At 45.5% G+C, this 19,653-nt stretch carries 15 protein-coding genes; 4 read left to right on the forward strand and 11 right to left on the reverse strand.

The features are described from left to right. Positions 1 to 208 precede the first annotated feature (208 nt). The 10 genes from dnm_RS17990 to dnm_RS18035 form a co-directional block, all read right to left on the reverse strand. Entirely contained in the window at positions 209 to 913 is a 705-nt protein-coding gene (locus dnm_RS17990; protein ID WP_207678300.1) for a YkgJ family cysteine cluster protein, read from the reverse strand. A 706-nt stretch (positions 914 to 1,619) separates the two neighbouring features. Beyond that, on the reverse strand, positions 1,620 to 1,988 hold the full coding sequence (hypA, locus tag dnm_RS17995; protein ID WP_337833583.1) for a hydrogenase maturation nickel metallochaperone HypA: 369 nt from the start codon (positions 1,986 to 1,988) through the stop codon (positions 1,620 to 1,622). Positions 1,989 to 2,367: 379 nt separating this feature from the next. Continuing rightward, complete coding sequence (gene sucD, locus dnm_RS18000; protein WP_207678301.1) at positions 2,368 to 3,240, reverse strand: succinate--CoA ligase subunit alpha; 873 nt, start codon at positions 3,238 to 3,240, stop codon at positions 2,368 to 2,370. Positions 3,241 to 3,314: 74 nt separating this feature from the next. Further along, the gene (gene sucC / locus dnm_RS18005; RefSeq protein WP_207678302.1) at positions 3,315 to 4,475 is read right to left on the reverse strand and encodes an ADP-forming succinate--CoA ligase subunit beta; all 1,161 of its coding nucleotides are present in this window, start codon (positions 4,473 to 4,475) and stop codon (positions 3,315 to 3,317) included. A 74-nt stretch (positions 4,476 to 4,549) separates the two neighbouring features. Further along, complete coding sequence (locus tag dnm_RS18010) at positions 4,550 to 6,619, reverse strand: pyruvate carboxylase subunit B (RefSeq protein ID WP_207678303.1); 2,070 nt, start codon at positions 6,617 to 6,619, stop codon at positions 4,550 to 4,552. 99 nt (positions 6,620 to 6,718) lie between these two features. Then, positions 6,719 to 6,934 carry a hypothetical protein gene (locus dnm_RS18015; protein WP_207678304.1) on the reverse strand — a complete coding sequence of 72 codons (216 nt, stop codon included), beginning with the start codon at positions 6,932 to 6,934 and terminating at the stop codon, positions 6,719 to 6,721. A 48-nt stretch (positions 6,935 to 6,982) separates the two neighbouring features. Next, positions 6,983 to 8,539: an acyl-CoA carboxylase subunit beta gene (locus dnm_RS18020; RefSeq protein ID WP_207678305.1), complete on the reverse strand. Its 1,557-nt coding sequence runs from the start codon at positions 8,537 to 8,539 to the stop codon at positions 6,983 to 6,985. Positions 8,540 to 9,487: 948 nt separating this feature from the next. After that, entirely contained in the window at positions 9,488 to 10,531 is a 1,044-nt protein-coding gene (gene meaB, locus dnm_RS18025; protein WP_207678306.1) for a methylmalonyl Co-A mutase-associated GTPase MeaB, read from the reverse strand. Positions 10,532 to 10,679: 148 nt separating this feature from the next. Then, positions 10,680 to 12,812 carry a methylmalonyl-CoA mutase gene (gene scpA / locus dnm_RS18030; RefSeq protein WP_207678307.1) on the reverse strand — a complete coding sequence of 711 codons (2,133 nt, stop codon included), beginning with the start codon at positions 12,810 to 12,812 and terminating at the stop codon, positions 10,680 to 10,682. A 265-nt stretch (positions 12,813 to 13,077) separates the two neighbouring features. Beyond that, complete coding sequence (locus dnm_RS18035) at positions 13,078 to 13,665, reverse strand: TetR/AcrR family transcriptional regulator (protein ID WP_207678308.1); 588 nt, start codon at positions 13,663 to 13,665, stop codon at positions 13,078 to 13,080. Positions 13,666 to 14,074: 409 nt separating this feature from the next. Here dnm_RS18035 and dnm_RS18040 point away from each other — a divergent pair, with 409 nt between their 5' ends. After that, the gene (locus dnm_RS18040) at positions 14,075 to 15,316 is read left to right on the forward strand and encodes an ISAzo13 family transposase (protein WP_246555998.1); all 1,242 of its coding nucleotides are present in this window, start codon (positions 14,075 to 14,077) and stop codon (positions 15,314 to 15,316) included. 113 nt (positions 15,317 to 15,429) lie between these two features. On the opposite strand, the gene dnm_RS18045 is transcribed toward dnm_RS18040, so the two are convergent. Next, a complete protein-coding gene (locus tag dnm_RS18045) occupies positions 15,430 to 16,671 on the reverse strand; it encodes an ISAzo13 family transposase (RefSeq protein ID WP_246555998.1) in 1,242 nt (413 codons plus the stop codon). 93 nt (positions 16,672 to 16,764) lie between these two features. Here dnm_RS18045 and dnm_RS18050 point away from each other — a divergent pair, with 93 nt between their 5' ends. The 3 genes from dnm_RS18050 (at position 16,765) to dnm_RS18060 (ending at position 19,540) form a co-directional block, all read left to right on the forward strand. Then, positions 16,765 to 17,358 (forward strand): LVIVD repeat-containing protein, encoded by a 594-nt coding sequence (locus tag dnm_RS18050; protein WP_207678309.1) that lies wholly within the window; start codon positions 16,765 to 16,767, stop codon positions 17,356 to 17,358. A gap of 28 nt (positions 17,359 to 17,386) precedes the next feature. Next, positions 17,387 to 18,130, forward strand: a complete 744-nt coding sequence (locus dnm_RS18055) for an LVIVD repeat-containing protein (RefSeq protein WP_207678310.1) — start codon at positions 17,387 to 17,389, stop codon at positions 18,128 to 18,130. A 90-nt stretch (positions 18,131 to 18,220) separates the two neighbouring features. After that, positions 18,221 to 19,540 carry a transposase gene (locus dnm_RS18060; protein WP_207678311.1) on the forward strand — a complete coding sequence of 440 codons (1,320 nt, stop codon included), beginning with the start codon at positions 18,221 to 18,223 and terminating at the stop codon, positions 19,538 to 19,540. Positions 19,541 to 19,653: the final 113 nt, after the last annotated feature.

Raw genomic sequence — 19,653 nt, forward strand, 5'->3', positions numbered from 1 at the left:
AGGTATATCTTTTCCTGCAAACGGCCGAGAAACCCGGCTTTTCCCCGCTAAGAAGAGATCGTCATCCTGGGAAAAAAGCCGGATTTTTTTTTCCGGGCGGATAAGTGTTCGGTGTTAAGTGTCAAATATCGAGTGTTCAGAACTTTCAGCTTTGCATTACACTTAACACTTAACACCTAACACCTAACACCTGACACCCTTTTTTATTTCAAAAAAGTGTCTTTTTTATCCATTGCATCCCCAGTTTCAGCAATTCTGTGTCATCTTTTTTTGCGGCTTCCAAGGTGTCAGCATCTAAATTAAAATTATCTAACTGGCTTCTGAACGCGTCAAGATCATAACACGCCATATGAAAAAAATGTCTGGCTTTAATGTCCAGCGGGGCAGGATGCAGCCTGTTTTTCAGACTGATGACTTCCATGAGCAGATCATTCATCTCATTATATATCTCAATGTCCTGATTTTTTACCCATTCCCGAACGGTCCAGGTCTGTTCCTGTTCAAATCCCAAACAATGTGATTCTTTTAACAAAACATATTGCTCGGTAATCTTACCGGTTTCCCTGGACCGGGACGCTAGCCGGGCAAGCGGATAGGTACGGCAGGATGATGGCCGGTCCTCATACACGCTGCATCCCGATGGCGTCACAAACGGACATTCCAACCCCGAAGCAGGATCCGTTTTGAATGTCACCACAGGAAGCCCTGTTTCGGGGCCTATGTGCTGGGCCGTATAGCGTTCTAAAAAAACACCGGATGAAATTTTCAGGTGGTTTTTAAGCCTTAATATGTCGTAAGGGGTAAGAAACTGGTTCAGGTCTCTGCAGCATTCATTAAAGCAGGGTACATTTTTTGAACATGAAAATTTGAATGTATCCTCCGGTAAAAGAGGAATCATGTTATTGTCTTCCATAAAAAAATATTATATCCTTTCGATTTTTTTCAATACTAACTGCTCAGAGGTCTTTTTTTTTACCGTGAAAATACATTTTGAAAAGCCGGGTTTTTTATCTGAAAACATTTTCATGACCGGGGGTGAAAAACCCGGCTTTTTCATGAGCGTTTATTATGAGTATTATCAGGGTGTATTTGGGAATTTACAGATTCTGTGTGAAGCTTTTGTCTAAAATAACCTCTGCCATGCCGGAAGGCAGTCAGTCCGACTGATAAACCCGATTATCGGCTTTGTCAAATTCTTTTTAAACTGAGTCTGCGTTTTTTCAAGAGAATATGGAGACGCATCATTACTTTTGACACTGTCAGTCATCTGTAAATGACTGAATGTCCCGCAAATGAATCCCGAATAACAGAACCTCTCTTTTTGTCCGAGACAAACAGTGAACAGTATAAAATTCTGTCATCAGGTTTTTTTTCTGATTATAACGGAGTTAGGGGAGGCCGGCAAAGCCCGCGGGGGCGGCATATTTGTAGCAAATCATGCCGGGTCGGCAAAGCCCCGTAAGTGCGGCATATTTGTAGCAAATTATGCCGGGTCGGCAAAGCCCGCGTCTCCGATAAAGGAAAAACCCGGGAAAAAACAGATAACTTTCTCGATGGTCGGATTTTGGGCGGATGGTTGTCAGGTTATCATTTCCGGAAGATGGTTACTTACCGAACTGTCAGTCCTCGGCAATTTCGATAGATTCTATATAAAGTTCCTGCCCCGAAAGAATCTCTACATCGCCGCTGTTACATTTTTCGCATAAAAAAACTGGCCCGGTAATGGTCCACTCTGTATTACATGCTTTGCATCTTGCAACCACCTGAATTTCTTCGATAATAAGTTCCGCATCTGAAAGGAGGGTGTCTTTGGTCACAATATCAAAACAAAACCGAAGGCTATCCGGCACGACCGCGGCCAGCTTGCCCACTCGGAGATTGATCTTTTCCACTTGTACGTCTTTCATTTCCGGCGGGACCGAAGCCGTTGCAATCTCCGCCACCTGCATGGCGATTCCCATTTCATGCATAATATTTTTATAAATCACGCAATGTGCGATTTTTGTCAGTACATTAAAAGTCAGGGATATGGTAATCCTGTTCCGATAAGATTCGTGTCTCTGAAGAAAGTCGCGTATGGAGTTAAATCCAAAATCCGAATATCGAAATCCGAAATAAGTACCTGATCATAAATTTTCAGACACGAGATATCCGAGGTTTCTCAAATCTCGGAGGTTTCTGATAGCGAAAACTTTGGGTCAGGCACTTATATTTTCAAACAGAATCATTCATAAGAATGATCAAAAATAACTAAATGGAATTCAGATAAAGATACAAAAAAATAACCGATTACATTCAGTTAATAACTTATTAAAATCCGAAGGGCATTGCTTCAGATTTGAGATTTCGATATTCGGATTTTTTTATTTACGCAAACACCTCGGCACATAGTTCCCCAAGCGAACCAAGGTCTTCACAAACATGAATGCCGCCTTCCTTCATTGCGGCGACCTTTCCCTGAGCGGTTCCGCTGCTGCCGCTGATAATTGCCCCGGCATGTCCCATGCGCCGCCCCGGAGGTGCGGTCATGCCTGCGATAAATCCTACCACCGGCTTTGTCAGATTCTGTTTAATAAATTCAGAGGCTTCTTCTTCAGCGATTCCGCCGATTTCTCCGACCATGACAATACCTTTGGTATCGGGATCTTTTTCAAAGGCATCCAAACAGTCAATAAAATTCGTGCCATTCACCGGGTCCCCGCCGATACCGATGCATGTTGTCTGTCCGATTCCCTGCATGGTCAGCTGATGCACCACTTCATAAGTCAGGGTTCCGGAACGGGAGACAACACCGATAGGGCCGCCGGGTTTGTGTGTCGGTCCTGGCATAATACCCACTTTGCACTCTCCAGGTGTAATGATTCCCGGACAATTCGGCCCGATCAGGCGTGACGGTTTTCCCTCCATATAGTTCTTGACTTTCATCATATCTAAAACCGGAATACCCTCGGTGATGGTAACAATAAGATCAACTCCCGCGTCTGTCGCCTCCATGATGGCATCCGCTGCAAAAGGGGGCGGAACAAATATCAGGCTGCAATTTGCACCAGCCTTATTAACGGCTTCTTTTACGGAATTAAAGACCGGAACATCGTCCATTTTCTGGCCGCCCTTCCCCGGAGTTACGCCTGCGACTAACTTTGTGCCATAAGCAATGCACTGCCGCGTGTGAAACTGGCCTTCTTTGCCCGTAATTCCCTGAACCAGCACGCGTGTATTTTTGTCAACAAATATGCTCACTTTGTTATTCTCCTCTGAAAGTGAGAACTGAGAATTGAATATTGAAAAATTTCAAACTTCTCACCTCACACTTCTCAATTAACAATCTCCGCCACTTTCTGGGCCGCGTCCTTCAAATCTACCGCAGAAATAAGTTTAAGTCCTGACTCGGAAAGAATTTTTTGACCTTCATCAACATTGGTTCCTTCCATACGAACAACAACAGGAACGTTGATCCCTGTCTTCTTTGCCGCCTCAACCACGCCCTGGGCCAATACATCACAGCGCAGTATTCCGCCGAAGATGTTGATCAGAATCCCCTTTACATTTTCATCACTGAGAATGATTTTGAAACCATTCTCCACCATTTCCGCACTGGCTCCGCCCCCTACGTCAAGAAAATTTGCAGGCTCGGCACCTGACCGCTTTATGATATCCATGGTCGCCATGGCCAGTCCGGCACCGTTGACCATATTTCCCACATTTCCATCCAGATTGATGTAGTTGAGGTTGTATTTGGAAGCTTCTATCTCCAGGGGATCCTCCTCATCAAGATCGCGATATTCCAAAATGTCCTTGTGGCGGAACATGGCATTATCATCAAAATTGATCTTTGCATCCAGAGCAATCACTGTTTCCTCTTTTGTGATAACAAGCGGATTGATCTCCAGCAGAGAGCAGTCACAGTTCATAAACAGATTGTAAAGATTTCTGAGCATGGGCTGAAACAGCTTCATCGCCGGCGGCGAAAGGTTCAGGCCAAAGCCTGCCTCACGGCAGTGGTACCCCTGAATGCCCAGCAGCGGATTAATATGAATCCTGATGATCTTCTCAGGCGTTTTTGCCGCGACTTCCTCGATATCCATTCCGCCGGCTTCGCTTGCCATAATGACGACCTTGGCGGTAGCCCGATCCGGGATAATGCTTAAATAAAGTTCTTTTTCAATGTTCAGACCCTGCTCCACCAGAACTTTCTTGACCAGTCTTCCCTCCGGTCCTGTCTGATGAGTCACCAGATTCATCCCGATAATCTCATCAGCGAGGCGTTTTGCCTCTTCCGCTGAATTTGCAAGTTTTACGCCGCCGCCTTTTCCTCTGCCGCCGGCATGGATCTGGGCTTTGACAACAACTGGAAAACTGCCGAGTTTTTCCGCGACAGCGGTCGCCTCGTCAGCGGTAAATGCAATGCCACCCTCTGGTATGGGAACATTGTATTTTTTGAACAATTCTTTCGACTGATATTCATGGATCTTCATGATCCCTCCTTCTGATTAAATATTGAGAAGCGAGAACTGAAAATTTTTCAGTTCTCACTTCCCATTTTTCACGACTATCCGATCACACAAAGTATATCATTTTTGGCTACGGAATCGCCGCTCTTGAAATTAATGGACTTAATTGTGCCGCTTACAGAAGCCGGAAGCGCATTTTCCATCTTCATGGCTTCCAGAACCACCACGGTTTCGCCTTCGTTTACAGAATCGCCCTCTTCTTTTTCATATCGGACGATCATGCCGGGCATAGGCGCTTTAAGCGGAGTGCCATCCGTAGGCGCTTCTGCTGCCGCGGGTGCGGCCGCGGGTTCGGGTGTAGCGGCCGGTGCGGCCGGTGCGGCCGGTGCGGCCGGTGCGGCAGGCGCAGCAGGCGCAGCAGGCGCAGCAGGCGCAGCAACTGGCATAACCGGAGCAGCAAGCGGTGCAACTGGCATCTGCGCTGGCATCTGAGCCTGTAATTGCTGGATGTAGCTGACCAACGGCGTTCCGTCCACTTCCTCAACACCCACCTCAAAATATTCATCATCAACAAATACATTAAATTTACGGAGATTCTCACCTTTGGCAGGGGCTTCTTTTTCACCCTTTTCAACAAGCTCTCCGGCCAGGGCTTTTTTAAGCAGTTCCTGCTCGGCAAGTGCCTGTTCCAGAGATCTCGGTTTTACTTCCTCAGGCACATCCTCTTTACCGTATTTCCATTTCAAAAACTTTTTGCCGGTAACCGGATAAAGCGCGTAAATAATAGTATCATCCAAGTCTGCCGCGAGCCCCTTGACATCTTCCTTGGCTTTTTCAAGCTCAGGTTCCAGAACCTCGGCCGGCCTGCATGTAATGGGTTCTTCGCCTCTGGGATAACCCTTGAGGGCTTTTTTCTGAACTTCGGGGTCAATGGGAACAGCAGTCTTTCCATACAGCCCGTAGCACAAATCTTTTACCTGAGCGGTAATCATCTTGTAACGCTCATTTTTGTCATCAAAGAGAACATTGTTGACGGTCTGAATGCCTACAATCTGGCTTGTAGGTGTCACCAGCGGAATCTGGCCGAGTTCTTTCCTTACCCTGGGAAGCTCCGCATATACCTGATCAATTTTGTCCAGTGCGTCCATTTCTCTCAGCTGGTTGACCAGGTTGGAAAGCATGCCGCCCGGGGTCTGATGCAGAAGCACATTGATATCAATGACAGACATCTTTGAGTCATCCAGCAGATGTCTGTATTTGGGCATCACTTCTTTTTCAAGTGTCTCATTAATCTTTGCCAGAAGCTGAATATCAAAACCCGTGTCTCTGTTTGTCCCGACCAGCGACATCACCAGCGGTTCAATCGCGGCATGTGAGGTACGATATGCATAAGGAGACATGCAGGTGTCAATAATGTCCACACCGGCCTCAATGGCCTTCAGATGAGACATGGGAGACATACCGGAGGTAAAATGACTGTGAAGATGAATCGGTGCCTTCACATTCTCCTTCAAAGCCTTGACAACGGCATACGCGTCATAAGGCGCAATCAGGCCGGCCATATCCTTGATACAGATACTGTCAGCGCCCATTGCTTCCAGAGCTTTTGCCTTATTGACATAGTAATCCAGGTTGTAAACCTCTCCGCCCATTCTGGGTTCTGTCATGGTGTAACAGATACAACCCTGAAAATGTTTTCCGCATTCTTTGATGACCGGAACGACCGTCTCAAAGTTGCGGTAGTCGTTTAACGCGTCAAATGTTCGGAAGATGTCCATGCCGTTTTCGGCCGCTCTTTCCACAAAGGCCCGGGCCACGTCATCCGCGTAGTTCCGATATCCCACCAGGTTCTGTCCCCTGAGAAGCATGGAAAACGGTGTTTTTTTGATATATCGTTTTAACGTCCGAATCCTTTCCCACGGATCCTCATTCAGAAAGCGGTGCATGGTATCGAACGTCGCGCCGCCCCAAGTTTCCACTGCCCAGAACCCGACTTCGTCCATCATTTCAGCCACAGGAATCATATCTTCGGTGCGCCCTCTTGTGGCAAAAAGGGACTGATGGCCGTCACGAAGGCTCAGGTCTTCTATCTTAACAGGATTTTCCGCCTTTGGTCTGTCGTTGGCGTAATTCATCTCAGTTATTTTTACTTGTGTATGATCACTCATTCTATAGTTCTCCTCTTTTCAATTGAAGATTGGGAATTGAAGATTGAAAACCGGAATATCAATCTTCAATTTTCAGTTTTTCAGTTTTTCAGTTCTCAATTATCTCAGGGCTCTCATCTGCATCAGGTTACGCATCTGCATAATGGCCTGGCGGCCGCTGATCCCCCACAGTTTCAACGGAGCCTCGGGCACACACGGTTTCTCCTCAGCAACAGGCATAACCCCCCTGCCTGCCATACAGACAGCAGCCTCTTCTTCAGTTTGGATATAGCTCATCACCGCAGACATAGCGGCCGTCATTTTCTTCTTATCCATTTGGATCTCCATTTGGAAATTCGAGTTTCAAGTTTCAAGTTTCACAACTTACATTGGAATATTTCCATGTTTCTTCGGGGGTCGGATTTCCCGTTTCGCGCACATGACCTCCAGTGCGTCAATCAGACGGGCCCGTGTTTCACTCGGCAGAATAACAGCGTCAATATATCCCCTGCTTGCGGCGCAGTAAGGATTTGAAAAGAGGTCTTCATATTCCTGAATCTTTTCTTTCCGCTTTGCATCAGAGTCATCAGCCTGTTTAATCTCTTTCCGATGGATGATATTGGCTGCTCCCCCGGCACCCATGACTGCGATTTCCGCGCTGGGCCATGCAAATGCCATGTCCGCGCCCAGGTCTTTTGAACACATGGCAAGGTAGGATCCGCCATAGTCCTTACGGGTGACTAAGAGTAATTTCGGAACAGTGGCCTCAGAGTAGCACCACAGAAGTTTCGCGCCGTGTCGGATAATTCCTCCCCATTCCTGATTGCTTCCGGGCAGATATCCGGGAACATCAGCGATGGTAAGCATGGGAATGTTAAACGCGTCACAAAAACGTATAAACCGGGTGGCCTTGTCTGATGCGTTGATATCAAGACATCCTGCCATCACATTGGGCTGATTTGCAATAATTCCGATGCTTCGGCCGTTCAGCCTGGCAAAGCATACGATCATATTTGGCGCAAAATACTCATGGGGTTCAAAAAATTCACCATTATCAACGATGGAAGAGATCACATCCTTAATGTCGTAGGATTGGTTGGGACTGTCAGGAATAATCGTGTCAAGTGCCGGGTCCGTCCGTCTGGGATCATCTCCTGAGTCCACTACTGGCGGATCTTCCATGTTGTTTGATGGCAGATAGGAAAGCAGGATTTTGATCTTATTTATGGCATCTTCATCGCTCTCACAGGCAAAATGCGCGACACCGCTCTTTTCATTGTGGGTCATGGCACCGCCAAGGTCCTCAAAATTTATCTCTTCACCTGTTACGGACTTGATCACATCAGGGCCCGTAATAAACATATAGCTGGTGTTTTTTACCATAAAAATAAAGTCAGTCATGGCTGGTGAGTAAACTGCCCCACCGGCTGTGGGACCCATGATCGCGGAAACTTGGGGAACAACACCGGAAGCAACGGAATTCCGGTAAAAAATCTGTCCATATCCTGAAAGTGCGTCCACGCCTTCCTGGATCCTGGCTCCTCCGGAATCGTTCAGACCGACAAAAGGCACGCCTGCTTTGAGTGACATATCCATCACTTTGCAGATTTTCTTGGCATGCATTTCACCGAGGCTTCCGGCTCTTGCTGTAAAATCCTGAGCAAAGGCAAACACGGGCCTTCCGTCAACAAGGCCGTGACCTGTGATAACACCGTCGGACGGAATCTCAACGTCTTCCATGCCGAAATTCACACATCGGTGGGTGACAAACATATCAATTTCCCGAAATGTCCCCGCATCAAACAGGCAGTCCAGCCGCTCCCGGGCAGTCAGCTTTCCTGGCTTTTCCTTCTGCTTTGCAACGGCTTTTTCACCACCCATCTGTAGAATCTTTTTTTCCCGATCCTGCAGATCTTTTATCCTGTCTTCTACAATACCCATTTATTAATTCCTTTCGTTTTTCCAATACTGGTGAGTTCCAAGTTTTCCGAATCTTTTGGAATATTTTTTTTATAAGCAACTGAAATCATTGATCTGACTGGTTTTAGATATTTCCTGTAAGTATTAATAATTTCAGAATGTTATGAGAACTTATGACTGTCAAGGTTTTCCAGTATTGACCATGTTGTAATTTACATTACTGGTATGTATAAATCTAAATTTTCCTGTTAAGCAACATTTTTTTTAAGGTATTTTCCCTTGAGGTGCGGAATTCCGAATATAAGGGTCTGATCTCCCGCCGAAGAGAGCAGTTGCTCAGGGTGAGAGGGGAATGCGAACGGTCACTTCCCAATCCTGATGATGTCCGTAGCTGATTTTCATTCCTGAACCAAACCTGTTTGTTCAATTTTTACCGTGAAAATACATTTTGAAAACCCGGGTTTTTTATCTGAAAATATTTTCATGACCAAGGATAAAAAATCCTTTTTTCAAATGCTTATTTGGTCAATTGCAAAATTCAGAATATTGACAGTTTCTTTAAAATTTTTCCTGATATGTCTGTACGCTTCCTTTTCGGGATTTGAGCTGTTTGTCCAAAATATGACAGCCGCCAATGTAAGTTCCGCGAGAACCAGTTTTTCCGATTTACTCCAAAAGTTGATCAAAAACCTATGCTATTATTAAATATAGAATGATTTATCAAGTAAAAAATTTACGCCAGTCCGTCAGCCGGGAGCTAAACCTCCCGCCTGAAAGCAAAAGTACGCTAAAGCGCACTGTTTAAAAACAGGCCTGAGCCTGCTTCTGATCCCAGCCCTGACATTCATGCCGGGGCTTTTCTAAAACACACTGTTAAAAAGCAGGCCTGAGCCTGCTTCTAGTCCCAGCCCTGACATTCATGCCGGGGCTTTTTCATTCTGATGTTAATGTCACTTTTTTAGCTGAAATTTATTTCAACGCTTTTTCTGAATGATGATTGTCATGTAAAAAAAGGAGTCTGGAAGCTGCTATGGTCGCTGCTGTCTGTCCTTTTTCCACTTCCCGGGTAAGTGTTGGCAACATTTCTTTCACATCAGGATTTTTATAAAACCGCTCTTTAAGCCCTTCTTCCACCAACGACCACATCCAGTCCAATGCCTGTTTCCGACGTCTGTCTTCCAGTTCACCCGTATTCAGAAGCTTTTCTCTGTGTTCTAAAACCGTTTCCCATATGGTGTCTATGCCGACTGTCTCCCGGGCGCTGCATGTGAGTACGGGGGGGGACCAGGTCGGGGATGAGGGGGTCAGAAAATGCAGGGCAGTTTCATATTCTTTTCTTGCCTGTCGTGCTTTTTCAATATTGTCTCCGTCGGCCTTGTTAATGGTAAGCGCGTCCGCGAGTTCCAGAACGCCTTTTTTGATTCCCTGAAGCTCATCACCCGCGCCCGCCAGCATCAGCACCAGGAAAAAATCGACCATGGAGGCCACCGTGGTTTCAGACTGCCCCACGCCCACCGTTTCAATGATAATCACATCAAATCCCCCTGCTTCGCAAATCAGCATGGTTTCCCTGGTTTTTCTTGCAACACCGCCCAGGGTTCCCCCTGATGGAGAGGGCCTTATAAAAGCCCTTTCATGAGCAGAGAGTTTTTCCATACGGGTCTTATCCGCCATAATGCTCCCGCCGCTCCGTGTGCTGCTGGGATCAACAGCTAACACTGCCACTTTGTATGTCTTCCGTATTTTCGTGCCTTTTTTCAACGGATGTGTCTTATCACGCGCGAGCATCATGCCGAGGCTTTCTATGAACGTGCTTTTTCCTACTCCCGGAACCCCTGTGATTCCCAAACGAACAGCGTTCCCCGTGTAAGGAAGGATGGAATCCACAACGATTCGGGCCAGCTCCTGATGTGCGGGAAGAGAACTTTCAATCAGCGTGATGGTTTTGGAAATTATCCGTTTGTTCTGCTCCAACACTCCCTGAACATAATACTGAGGATCCTGGTTTATCATTTTTTTATTCCATAAGAATGAAAGAGTTTTCCAATTTTCAATTTTCAATTCTCAATTAATAACAGACTTCCGAAGTTTCAAAAACTTCGGAAGTCTTCGTAGTCTTTGAATACTGATCTCGGTTAAGCCTGACGGCCTGATCAATAATTTATTTTCGTTGTTCCAGGGCATTCAGTATTTTGTTGGCAGATTCTGTAATAGGTGTTCCGGGGCCGAACACACCGACTGCGCCAGCGTCATAAAGGAACTGATAATCTCCCGGAGGAATAATGCCTCCCACCACCACCAGAATATCGTCCCCCCCTTCCTTTTTGAGGGCTTTGATGAGTGCGGGAATCAGGGTCTTATGTCCCGCGGCCAGACTGGATGCCCCCACGATGTGAACATCGTTTTCCACCCCCATCTTTGCGGCTTCTTCAGGGGTTTGAAACATGGGACTGATATCCACGTCAAATCCGAGGTCAGCATAAGCCGTGGCAATAACCTTGATTCCCCGGTCATGACCGTCTTGGCCCATTTTGGTGACAAGAATTCTTGGCCGTCGCCCTTCTTTCTCCATAAAGGCTTCGGTTCTTTTTCTGACAGCAGTGATGACTTCGCTGTCCCCGTATTCCGAAGCATATATGCCGGAGATGCACTGGGTCGTGGCAACATATCGCCCAAAAACCTTTTCCATGGCGTCTGATATTTCTCCCACAGTCGCCCTGGCCCGTGCCGCAGAAATACAGGCTTCCAAAAGATTGCCATCAGATTCCGCAGCGTTTGTGACAGCTTCAAGGGCCTTCTGAGTTGCATCATTGTCCCGTGTTGCCCTTATTTCTTTCAATCTTGCGACCTGCTCATCACGGACAGTGGAGGGAACTTCAAGCACATCAAGTTCTATATCTTCCTCCTTGAGCTGGTACTTGTTCACGCCTACAATAACATCCTCGCCCTTTTCGATCCGGGCCTGTTTCCGAGCCGCAGATTCCTCAATCCGCATTTTGGGCATACCGCTTTCAATGGCTTTTGCCATGCCGCCCAGTTTTTCAACTTCATCTATGATTTTCTGGGCTTCTTTAATAATATTGTCGGTCAGAGATTCAATATAATATGAGCCGCCCAGCGGGTCAACCACATGACAGACCTGGGATTCTTCCTGGACGATAATCTGGGTATTTCTGGCAATCCTTGCGGAAAAATCCGTGGGAAGTCCTATGGCCTCATCAAAGGAGTTGGTATGCAGGGACTGGGTTCCGCCCAGGGCCGCGGCCAGACATTCAAGGGTGGTTCGGATAATATTGTTGTACGGATCCTGCGCGGTCAGGCTCCAGCCTGATGTCTGCACATGAGTTCTCAGCATGGAGGATTTCGGATTTTTCGGATTGAACTGGCTCATGAGGCGGTGCCACAGAAAACGTGCTGCCCTTAACATAGCGATTTCCATAAAAAAATTCATTCCGACACCAAAGAAAAAGGACAGACGCGGGGCAAATGCGTCAACATCCAATCCGGCTGCAAGGGCCGCTTTTACATATTCCACTCCGTCTGCCAAGGTAAAAGCGGTCTGAAGCACAGAATCCGCCCCGGCTTCCATCATATGATAACCGCTGATGCTGATGGTGTTGTATTTGGGCATGTTTTTGGAACAATAGCCAATAATATCAGATACAATCCGCATGGAGGGGACGGGCGGATAAATATAGGTATTTCTGGTGAGATACTCCTTGAGGATGTCATTTTGTATGGTTCCCATGAGCTGTTCCTGCTTTACGCCCTGTTCTTCAGCAGCAACAATGTAGCCAGCCAGCACAGGCAGAACAGCGCCGTTCATGGTCATGGAAACAGACATCTGATCCAGGGGAATCTGATCAAAAAGGATTTTCATATCTTCCACAGAATCAACCGCGACCCCAGCCTTGCCGATATCACCGGCCACCCTGGGATGATCTGAATCATATCCCCTGTGGGTGGCAAGGTCAAAGGCTACGGAAAGCCCTTTCTGACCTGCGGCAAGATTCCTTCTGTAAAATGCATTGGATTCTTTTGCCGTGGAAAAGCCGGCATACTGACGGATGGTCCAGGGACGTCCCGCGTACATCGTCGCCATGGGTCCTCTGACATAAGGTGCCAGTCCCGGAAGCGTGTTTGCAGTTTCCAATCCCTCAGTGTCCTCGGCCGTGTACAAAGGTTTTACCTGAATGCCTTCCGGGGTCATCCAGTTCAGTTTGTCCGGCGATTTTCCTTTCAACAGTTTTGTTGCAAGCTCTGTCCATTTTTGTTTATCAGGATGCTCCGACATTTTTATACTCCTTTTTCAGTTGTCAGTTGTTAGGCGATTCCGGCATACTTCAGTTCGTAGTTCCGCCTTTAGGCGGGGTGAGACCGCCTAAAGGCGGAACTACGAACTGAAAAACGCCCCGGGTATGTTCATTCTTGAAAATCGCCTTAGTTGTTAGTTGTTGTTGTCAGTTGTCAGCCATCAGTTGTCAGCTATTCGTTGTCAGTTGGAAATAGTCAGTTATCAATTAATAAAAACAGGCAATTGATAACAGACAACTGATCGCTTATGTTTTACAGCTTATCGCTCTCCACACCATCTCAAACAGGGTATTTGCCTGGCCGGACAGACTTTCCTTTTGTCCCCGGGCAATCCACATAAAAAAGGATCGCTGAACCAGTCCGAGTATGAAATCAAGCAATACCCCGGCCCGTACATCTGCATTGAGAACGCCTTCTTTCTGGCCCTGGCGAAGAACATCTAAAAACAAATTGATCATCTTTTTCTGTTCAAACGTTTTGTCGGTCATCCATGTGTTCATGGGAAGCGTCATAAACAGAATTTTGCCCAGTCCCGGATTTTTTTCATAGTAATCCAACTGTACCCAAAAGACTTTTCTCAGTTTTTCTTTCAGGTCTTCTATTCCCTGAAGATGATCAATGATTCGTTCCGTCAGTTTCCCCATCCAAATGTCAACACACGCAAACAACAGTCCTTCTTTGCTGCCATAATAAGTGTAAATCGTGCTGAAACTGACGCCCGCCCTTTTAGCAATTTCTCTTATATTTGCTTTATGGAAATCTGACTCAGAAAAAATTTCCAGAACGGCCGCCTCAAGTCGCTTATGAATATCGGGCCTGAGTTCGCTGAACATTGTTTTTGTTTGTGTTTTATTTTTTTCTGTCAACAAAATAGTTACTCAAATAACATATTGAAATTAAAATATTTATATATATGAAGACTGATAACCGGATGAGGGTCTTAAAGCGTCTGATACAATATTGTTCTGATAATATCTACCACATAACCTTCTTATAATAAAATATATTTCATAAAAGCACGAGTAAATTGACAAAGAATCAGAACATTGTTCTTGTCTTCCTTCTTAAATCAAATGAAATCTGTCTGTCAAGAATAAAATAGTTAAAAATAAAAAAAATGAATGCCCATCATCATTTAGGAATGAGCATGAAATAATATGCCCATTTTGATTTTTATATGTTAAAAAATTGCGTAATCCTGTAAAGTGTATTTCAAAATCACTTTATCAAAAGGAGATTATTATGCAACCCTATTCCTTAGAAGTAGAAGAAATCATGCGGCGATACTATGAGAGTCTGAATGAAAAAGACCGCCGGCGATATGCCGGTATTGAAGCTTTGAAATTGGGACATGGCGGACAAAATTATATTGCCAAAGTCTTGGGTTGCAGCAGGCGGACTGTGCGCAAAGGAGCGATCGAAGTAAGCGGCCTGCCCGGACACATCGTAGCAAAACAAATTGGAAAATCTCCTGCTGAATCTTCTGAAATACGTAAAAAAGGTGGCGGACGCAAACAGTATCTGACTGAGCACCCTGAAATAGACGAGCAGTTTTTGAATGTGGTGCGTGAGCATACAGCAGGAGATCCGATGGATGAAAAGGTACGATGGACAAATCTGAGGGAGTGGGAAATCGCGGAGGCTCTGGAAAAAAAATACGGAGTAAAAGTGAGTCGTAACATTGTCCGTCAATTGCTCAAAAAGCATGACTATCGGTTGCGTAAAGCTCAGAAACGCAAACCTATGAAAAAAAACGTACCAGATCGCGACGCTCAGTTTGACAATATTTTGAAACTCAGATCAGAATACCGGAAGGCCGGTAATCCCGTTATCAGCATGGATACCAAGAAAAAAGAATATCTTGGAAATTTTTACAGGAAAGGCCGACTATATACGCTGGAGGAATTGCAAGTTTTCGATCATGATTTTACAAGTTTTGCCGAAGGTGTCATAATTCCGCATTGTTTTTATGACCTGCGACTCAATATCGGGTATGTTCAGGTGGGAACAAGTCATGATACCAGTGAATTTGCCTGTGACAGTTTCCGTCATTGGTGGTATGGTTACGGTTGCCGAATATATCCAAATGCCACGTCAGTTTTGATATTGTGCGATGGTGGCGGCAGCAACAGTTCCCGACATTACCTTTTCAAACAAGATTTACAAATTCTGGCGGATGAAATCGGGATTGAAATCCGAATCGCTCATTACCCGCCCTATTGTTCCAAATTTAATCCGATCGAACATCGCCTGTTTCCTCATATTACTCGTGCGTGTCAGGGAGTAATCTTTTCAAGTTTGGAGGTGGTGACTGATCTGATAGCCAAAACACATACCAAAAAAGGTTTAAAAGTCTTTGTCCATGTTATTGATAAAGTCTATGAAACCGGTCGAAAAGTTGCTGAAACTTTTAAATCAGAAATGCGAATTGTATTCGACAAAATTTTACCCAAATGGAATTATCGTGCAATTCCAATAAATTAAAATGGGAAAGTTATTTAATACCGATTCCTTAACAGAGCAAATTTTAGGGACAGGGAAAATGCCGTGCCGAAAAAATCCAAATTAAGGAATCGGTATTAAATAACTTTCCCATTTTAATTTATTGGAATTGCACGATAATTCCATTTGGGTAAAATTTTGTCGAATACAATTCGCATTTCTGATTTAAAAGTTTCAGCAACTTTTCGACCGGTTTCATAGACTTTATCAATAACATGGACAAAGACTTTTAAACCTTTTTTGGTATGTGTTTTGGCTATCAGATCAGTCACCACCTCCAAACTTGAAAAGATTACTCCCTGACACGCACGAGTAATATGAGGAAACAGGCGATGTTCGATCGGATTAAATTTGGAACAATAGGGCGGGTAATGAGCGATTCGGATTTCAATCCCGATTTCATCCGCCAGAATTTGTAAATCTTGTTTGAAAAGGTAATGTCGGGAACTGTTGCTGCCGCCACCATCGCACAATATCAAAACTGACGTGGCATTTGGATATATTCGGCAACCGTAACCATACCACCAATGACGGAAACTGTCACAGGCAAATTCACTGGTATCATGACTTGTTCCCACCTGAACATACCCGATATTGAGTCGCAGGTCATAAAAACAATGCGGAATTATGACACCTTCGGCAAAACTTGTAAAATCATGATCGAAAACTTGCAATTCCTCCAGCGTATATAGTCGGCCTTTCCTGTAAAAATTTCCAAGATATTCTTTTTTCTTGGTATCCATGCTGATAACGGGATTACCGGCCTTCCGGTATTCTGATCTGAGTTTCAAAATATTGTCAAACTGAGCGTCGCGATCTGGTACGTTTTTTTTCATAGGTTTGCGTTTCTGAGCTTTACGCAACCGATAGTCATGCTTTTTGAGCAATTGACGGACAATGTTACGACTCACTTTTACTCCGTATTTTTTTTCCAGAGCCTCCGCGATTTCCCACTCCCTCAGATTTGTCCATCGTACCTTTTCATCCATCGGATCTCCTGCTGTATGCTCACGCACCACATTCAAAAACTGCTCGTCTATTTCAGGGTGCTCAGTCAGATACTGTTTGCGTCCGCCACCTTTTTTACGTATTTCAGAAGATTCAGCAGGAGATTTTCCAATTTGTTTTGCTACGATGTGTCCGGGCAGGCCGCTTACTTCGATCGCTCCTTTGCGCACAGTCCGCCTGCTGCAACCCAAGACTTTGGCAATATAATTTTGTCCGCCATGTCCCAATTTCAAAGCTTCAATACCGGCATATCGCCGGCGGTCTTTTTCATTCAGACTCTCATAGTATCGCCGCATGATTTCTTCTACTTCTAAGGAATAGGGTTGCATAATAATCTCCTTTTGATAAAGTGATTTTGAAATACACTTTACAGGATTACGCAATTTTTTAACATATAAAAATCAAAATGGGCATATTATTTCATGCTCATTCCTAAAGTGACGCTGACAGGTAACGGATTTGATGAGGATACCAAGTTTTTAATGTATCCGGATATAGGGAACAGAAAAATGGTCATGGGGTCCCTATATATGGAAGGACTTCCTTATAGTGTCGCTGTTTCGGACGATAAAGCTTATGTGGGGTGCGGATACGAACCTGGGCTTCAGGTGATAGATATAAGCGACCCGGAAAATCCGCAGACCATCGCCTATGTGAAGACTCCGAGTACCGCTCGTAGTGTCGCCATATCAGAGGATAAAGCCTATGTTGCGTATGATGATGACTGGGGGAGGCCTGCCGGACTTCAGGTGATAGATATAAGCGATGCGAAAAATCCCATTACCATAGCGTCCGTGGATACTCAGAGTATTGCTTATGGTGTGGCCGTTTCGAATGACAAAGTTTATTTAGCAGGGAGCGGCGATCTCAAGGTAATAGATATAAGCGACCCAAAAAATCCTAGTATGATCGGATATCTGGATACTCTGGATAGTGCTTTTGATATCACAGTTTCGGATGGCAAAGCTTATGTAGCAGACGGGGAGAGCGGCCTTCAGGTTAATAGACATAAGTGACCCGAAAAACCCGACTATCATTGGCTCTGTGGATACTCCGGATAGTGCCTACGATGTGGCTGTTTTGGATGGAAAAGCCTATGTGACGGACACTGACAGTGGGCTTCAGGTGATAGATATAAGCGATCCGGAAGACCCGATTATCATTGGCTCCGTGGATACGCCCGGACTTGCAGCCAAAGTCACTGTTGTGAATGGTAAAGCTTATGTGGCGGATGGGGAGAGTGGCCTTCAGGTTATAGACATCACTGACCCAATAAATCCGACTGTCATCGCGTCTGTGGATCCTCCGGGCTTTGCTTCAAGTGTCACGGTTTCGGACGGCAAAGCTTATGTGACTAATATTAGTTTTGATGAGCATGATTGGACTGGGCTTCAGGTGATAAATATCAGTGATCTGACAAATTCGAAGGTCACTGGCTCTGCGGATACTCCGGATTTTGCTTCGGATGTCACAATTTCAGATGGAAAGGCTTATGTGGCAGACGGGGAGAGCGGACTTCAGGTGATAGATATAAGCGATCCGACACATCCGATTATCATCGGGTTTGCAGATACCCCGGGTTATGCTCGAAGCGTCACAGTTTCAGATGGAAAGGCTTACATGGCAGACGGAGACAGCGGGCTTCAGGTAATAGATATAAGCGATCCGGCACATCCGATCATTATCGGTTCTGTAGATACCCCTGGCGATGCTCTTTGCCTCGCAGTTTCGGAGGACATGGCTTATGTAGTATCTGCTGAATTTCTCTTTTCTATTGCTTTTCCATAGTGTTATATGATATTTTTTAATCTTCGCCCTGAGAGGCTCCGAGAGTCTTATCCGTAATTTATGACAAAATTGTAACACGGAGGCAATAAAATGATTGAAAAAAAATTTGAGGAAGCTTTCACTCCGGAATGGGTAAAAAAGAATATAACCGATCTGACCAATGAACTTGTCATTCTGCGAAAGGTTATTCCGTGGCAGAAAATTATAAACAGGCTGACCCGGTTTTATGACAGCGGCAGGGGCTGTGTCGGTATTTCCCTCCGGACGGTCATCGGCCTGTTTGTTGTTGTGAGGCTCCGGCTGCTCAGTGACAGGGGGGTTGTCAGCCAGGTCAGGGAAAACCGTTATATTCAGTATTTCTGCAATGTCCCTGATGAAAAACTGAAAACTTTCATACATGACAGCGGTCTTTGCAAAATACGGCGGCGGCCCGGAGAGGAGGGAATTGCCGTTATCGAATCGGAAATATTCGATATGCTGCGTCTTGCCGGTGTCATAAAAGGCGACTGTATGCTGACAGATTCGACAGTTCTGCCTGCCGATATAATTTACCCCACGGATATCGGACTGATTTTTAAAGCATTCGGGAAGATGAGACATTTTGCCGAAACTCACGGCATTCCCCTGTGGTGGGATGACAGGGAAATAAAGGAGCTTTGGCGTGAATATAATCTGAATAGGAATAAAAATGAGATTCCGGCATATTTCTTTGAATTTGCGCTGATTTTCGTCAGCGCTCTCCGTACGTTCGGGGACAGGGTCGGAAATCTTACGGCTTCGGGCGGCGAAAAAGAAAAAGCCCTGCGGCTGCTCGCGCTCCTGACACTGCTTAACGAAAAGAACGAACAGAAAATTGCCGGAGAGAGGCATATAAAAAATCGGACAGTTTCCCTTGACGAGCCCGAGGCCCGTCCGATAAAAAAAGGGAAAAAACATCCTGACTGCGAATTCGGAACAACTCTTCAGATGTCGTTCAATCGTCAGGGATTTATGGTCACGGTGGAAAATTTCATCGGAAAACCTGATGACAGCACTCTCTGGCCCGCGACATCCGAACTCTTTATAAAAAGGATGGGAGAGATTCCCGAATTCGCAATCGGAGATCAGGGATACCGGAGCGTCGCAAATCTGAGCATACCCGGAGGAACAGAGCATATTTTTCTCGGCAGAAGCTCCGATGTTGCCGAAGAAAAAAAGGATTTTTGCCGGAAAGCCCGTTCCGCCACGGAAGGATTCATCGCCGTTGCAAAAAATATCAGGGGCTTCGGCCGCAGTCTTTACCGGGGCTTCGGCGGAGACCGGATATGGTCTCTTCTGTGTCAGACCGCCTGCAATCTTAAAAAATTCCTTCAGCTTTATTTCACTGATGAAATAGGAGATGAGAGCCTTAAAACGCTCGGTCTTGCATGATTTCATATTTTTTTTCGGAAAGCTGTCTTTTATTCCGCTCCGGAATCCGCTATTCCGGGGAAGGGATATCCCTGTCCGAAAAATCGGATTTGCGGCATGCTTTTTCGAAAATT

This window comes from Desulfonema magnum (assembly GCF_017377395.1).
In the GTDB taxonomy this organism is placed as follows: domain Bacteria; phylum Desulfobacterota; class Desulfobacteria; order Desulfobacterales; family 4be13; genus Desulfonema_C; species Desulfonema_C magnum.

Bases quoted from the DNA above. Each gene is read 5' to 3' on its own strand.
- dnm_RS18015 (WP_207678304.1), bottom strand. From the start codon at position 6,934: ATGGATAAGAAGAAAATGACGGCCGCTATGTCTGCGGTGATGAGCTAT.
- dnm_RS18050 (WP_207678309.1), top strand. From the start codon at position 16,765: ATGCTCATTCCTAAAGTGACGCTGACAGGTAACGGATTTGATGAGGAT.
- sucC (WP_207678302.1), bottom strand. From the start codon at position 4,475: ATGAAGATCCATGAATATCAGTCGAAAGAATTGTTCAAAAAATACAAT.
- dnm_RS17990 (WP_207678300.1), bottom strand. From the start codon at position 913: ATGGAAGACAATAACATGATTCCTCTTTTACCGGAGGATACATTCAAA.
- meaB (WP_207678306.1), bottom strand. From the start codon at position 10,531: ATGATAAACCAGGATCCTCAGTATTATGTTCAGGGAGTGTTGGAGCAG.
- dnm_RS18020 (WP_207678305.1), bottom strand. From the start codon at position 8,539: ATGGGTATTGTAGAAGACAGGATAAAAGATCTGCAGGATCGGGAAAAA.
- scpA (WP_207678307.1), bottom strand. From the start codon at position 12,812: ATGTCGGAGCATCCTGATAAACAAAAATGGACAGAGCTTGCAACAAAA.
- dnm_RS18010 (WP_207678303.1), bottom strand. From the start codon at position 6,619: ATGAGTGATCATACACAAGTAAAAATAACTGAGATGAATTACGCCAAC.
- dnm_RS18040 (WP_246555998.1), top strand. From the start codon at position 14,075: ATGCAACCCTATTCCTTAGAAGTAGAAGAAATCATGCGGCGATACTAT.
- dnm_RS18035 (WP_207678308.1), bottom strand. From the start codon at position 13,665: ATGTTCAGCGAACTCAGGCCCGATATTCATAAGCGACTTGAGGCGGCC.
- dnm_RS18045 (WP_246555998.1), bottom strand. From the start codon at position 16,671: ATGCAACCCTATTCCTTAGAAGTAGAAGAAATCATGCGGCGATACTAT.
- dnm_RS18060 (WP_207678311.1), top strand. From the start codon at position 18,221: ATGATTGAAAAAAAATTTGAGGAAGCTTTCACTCCGGAATGGGTAAAA.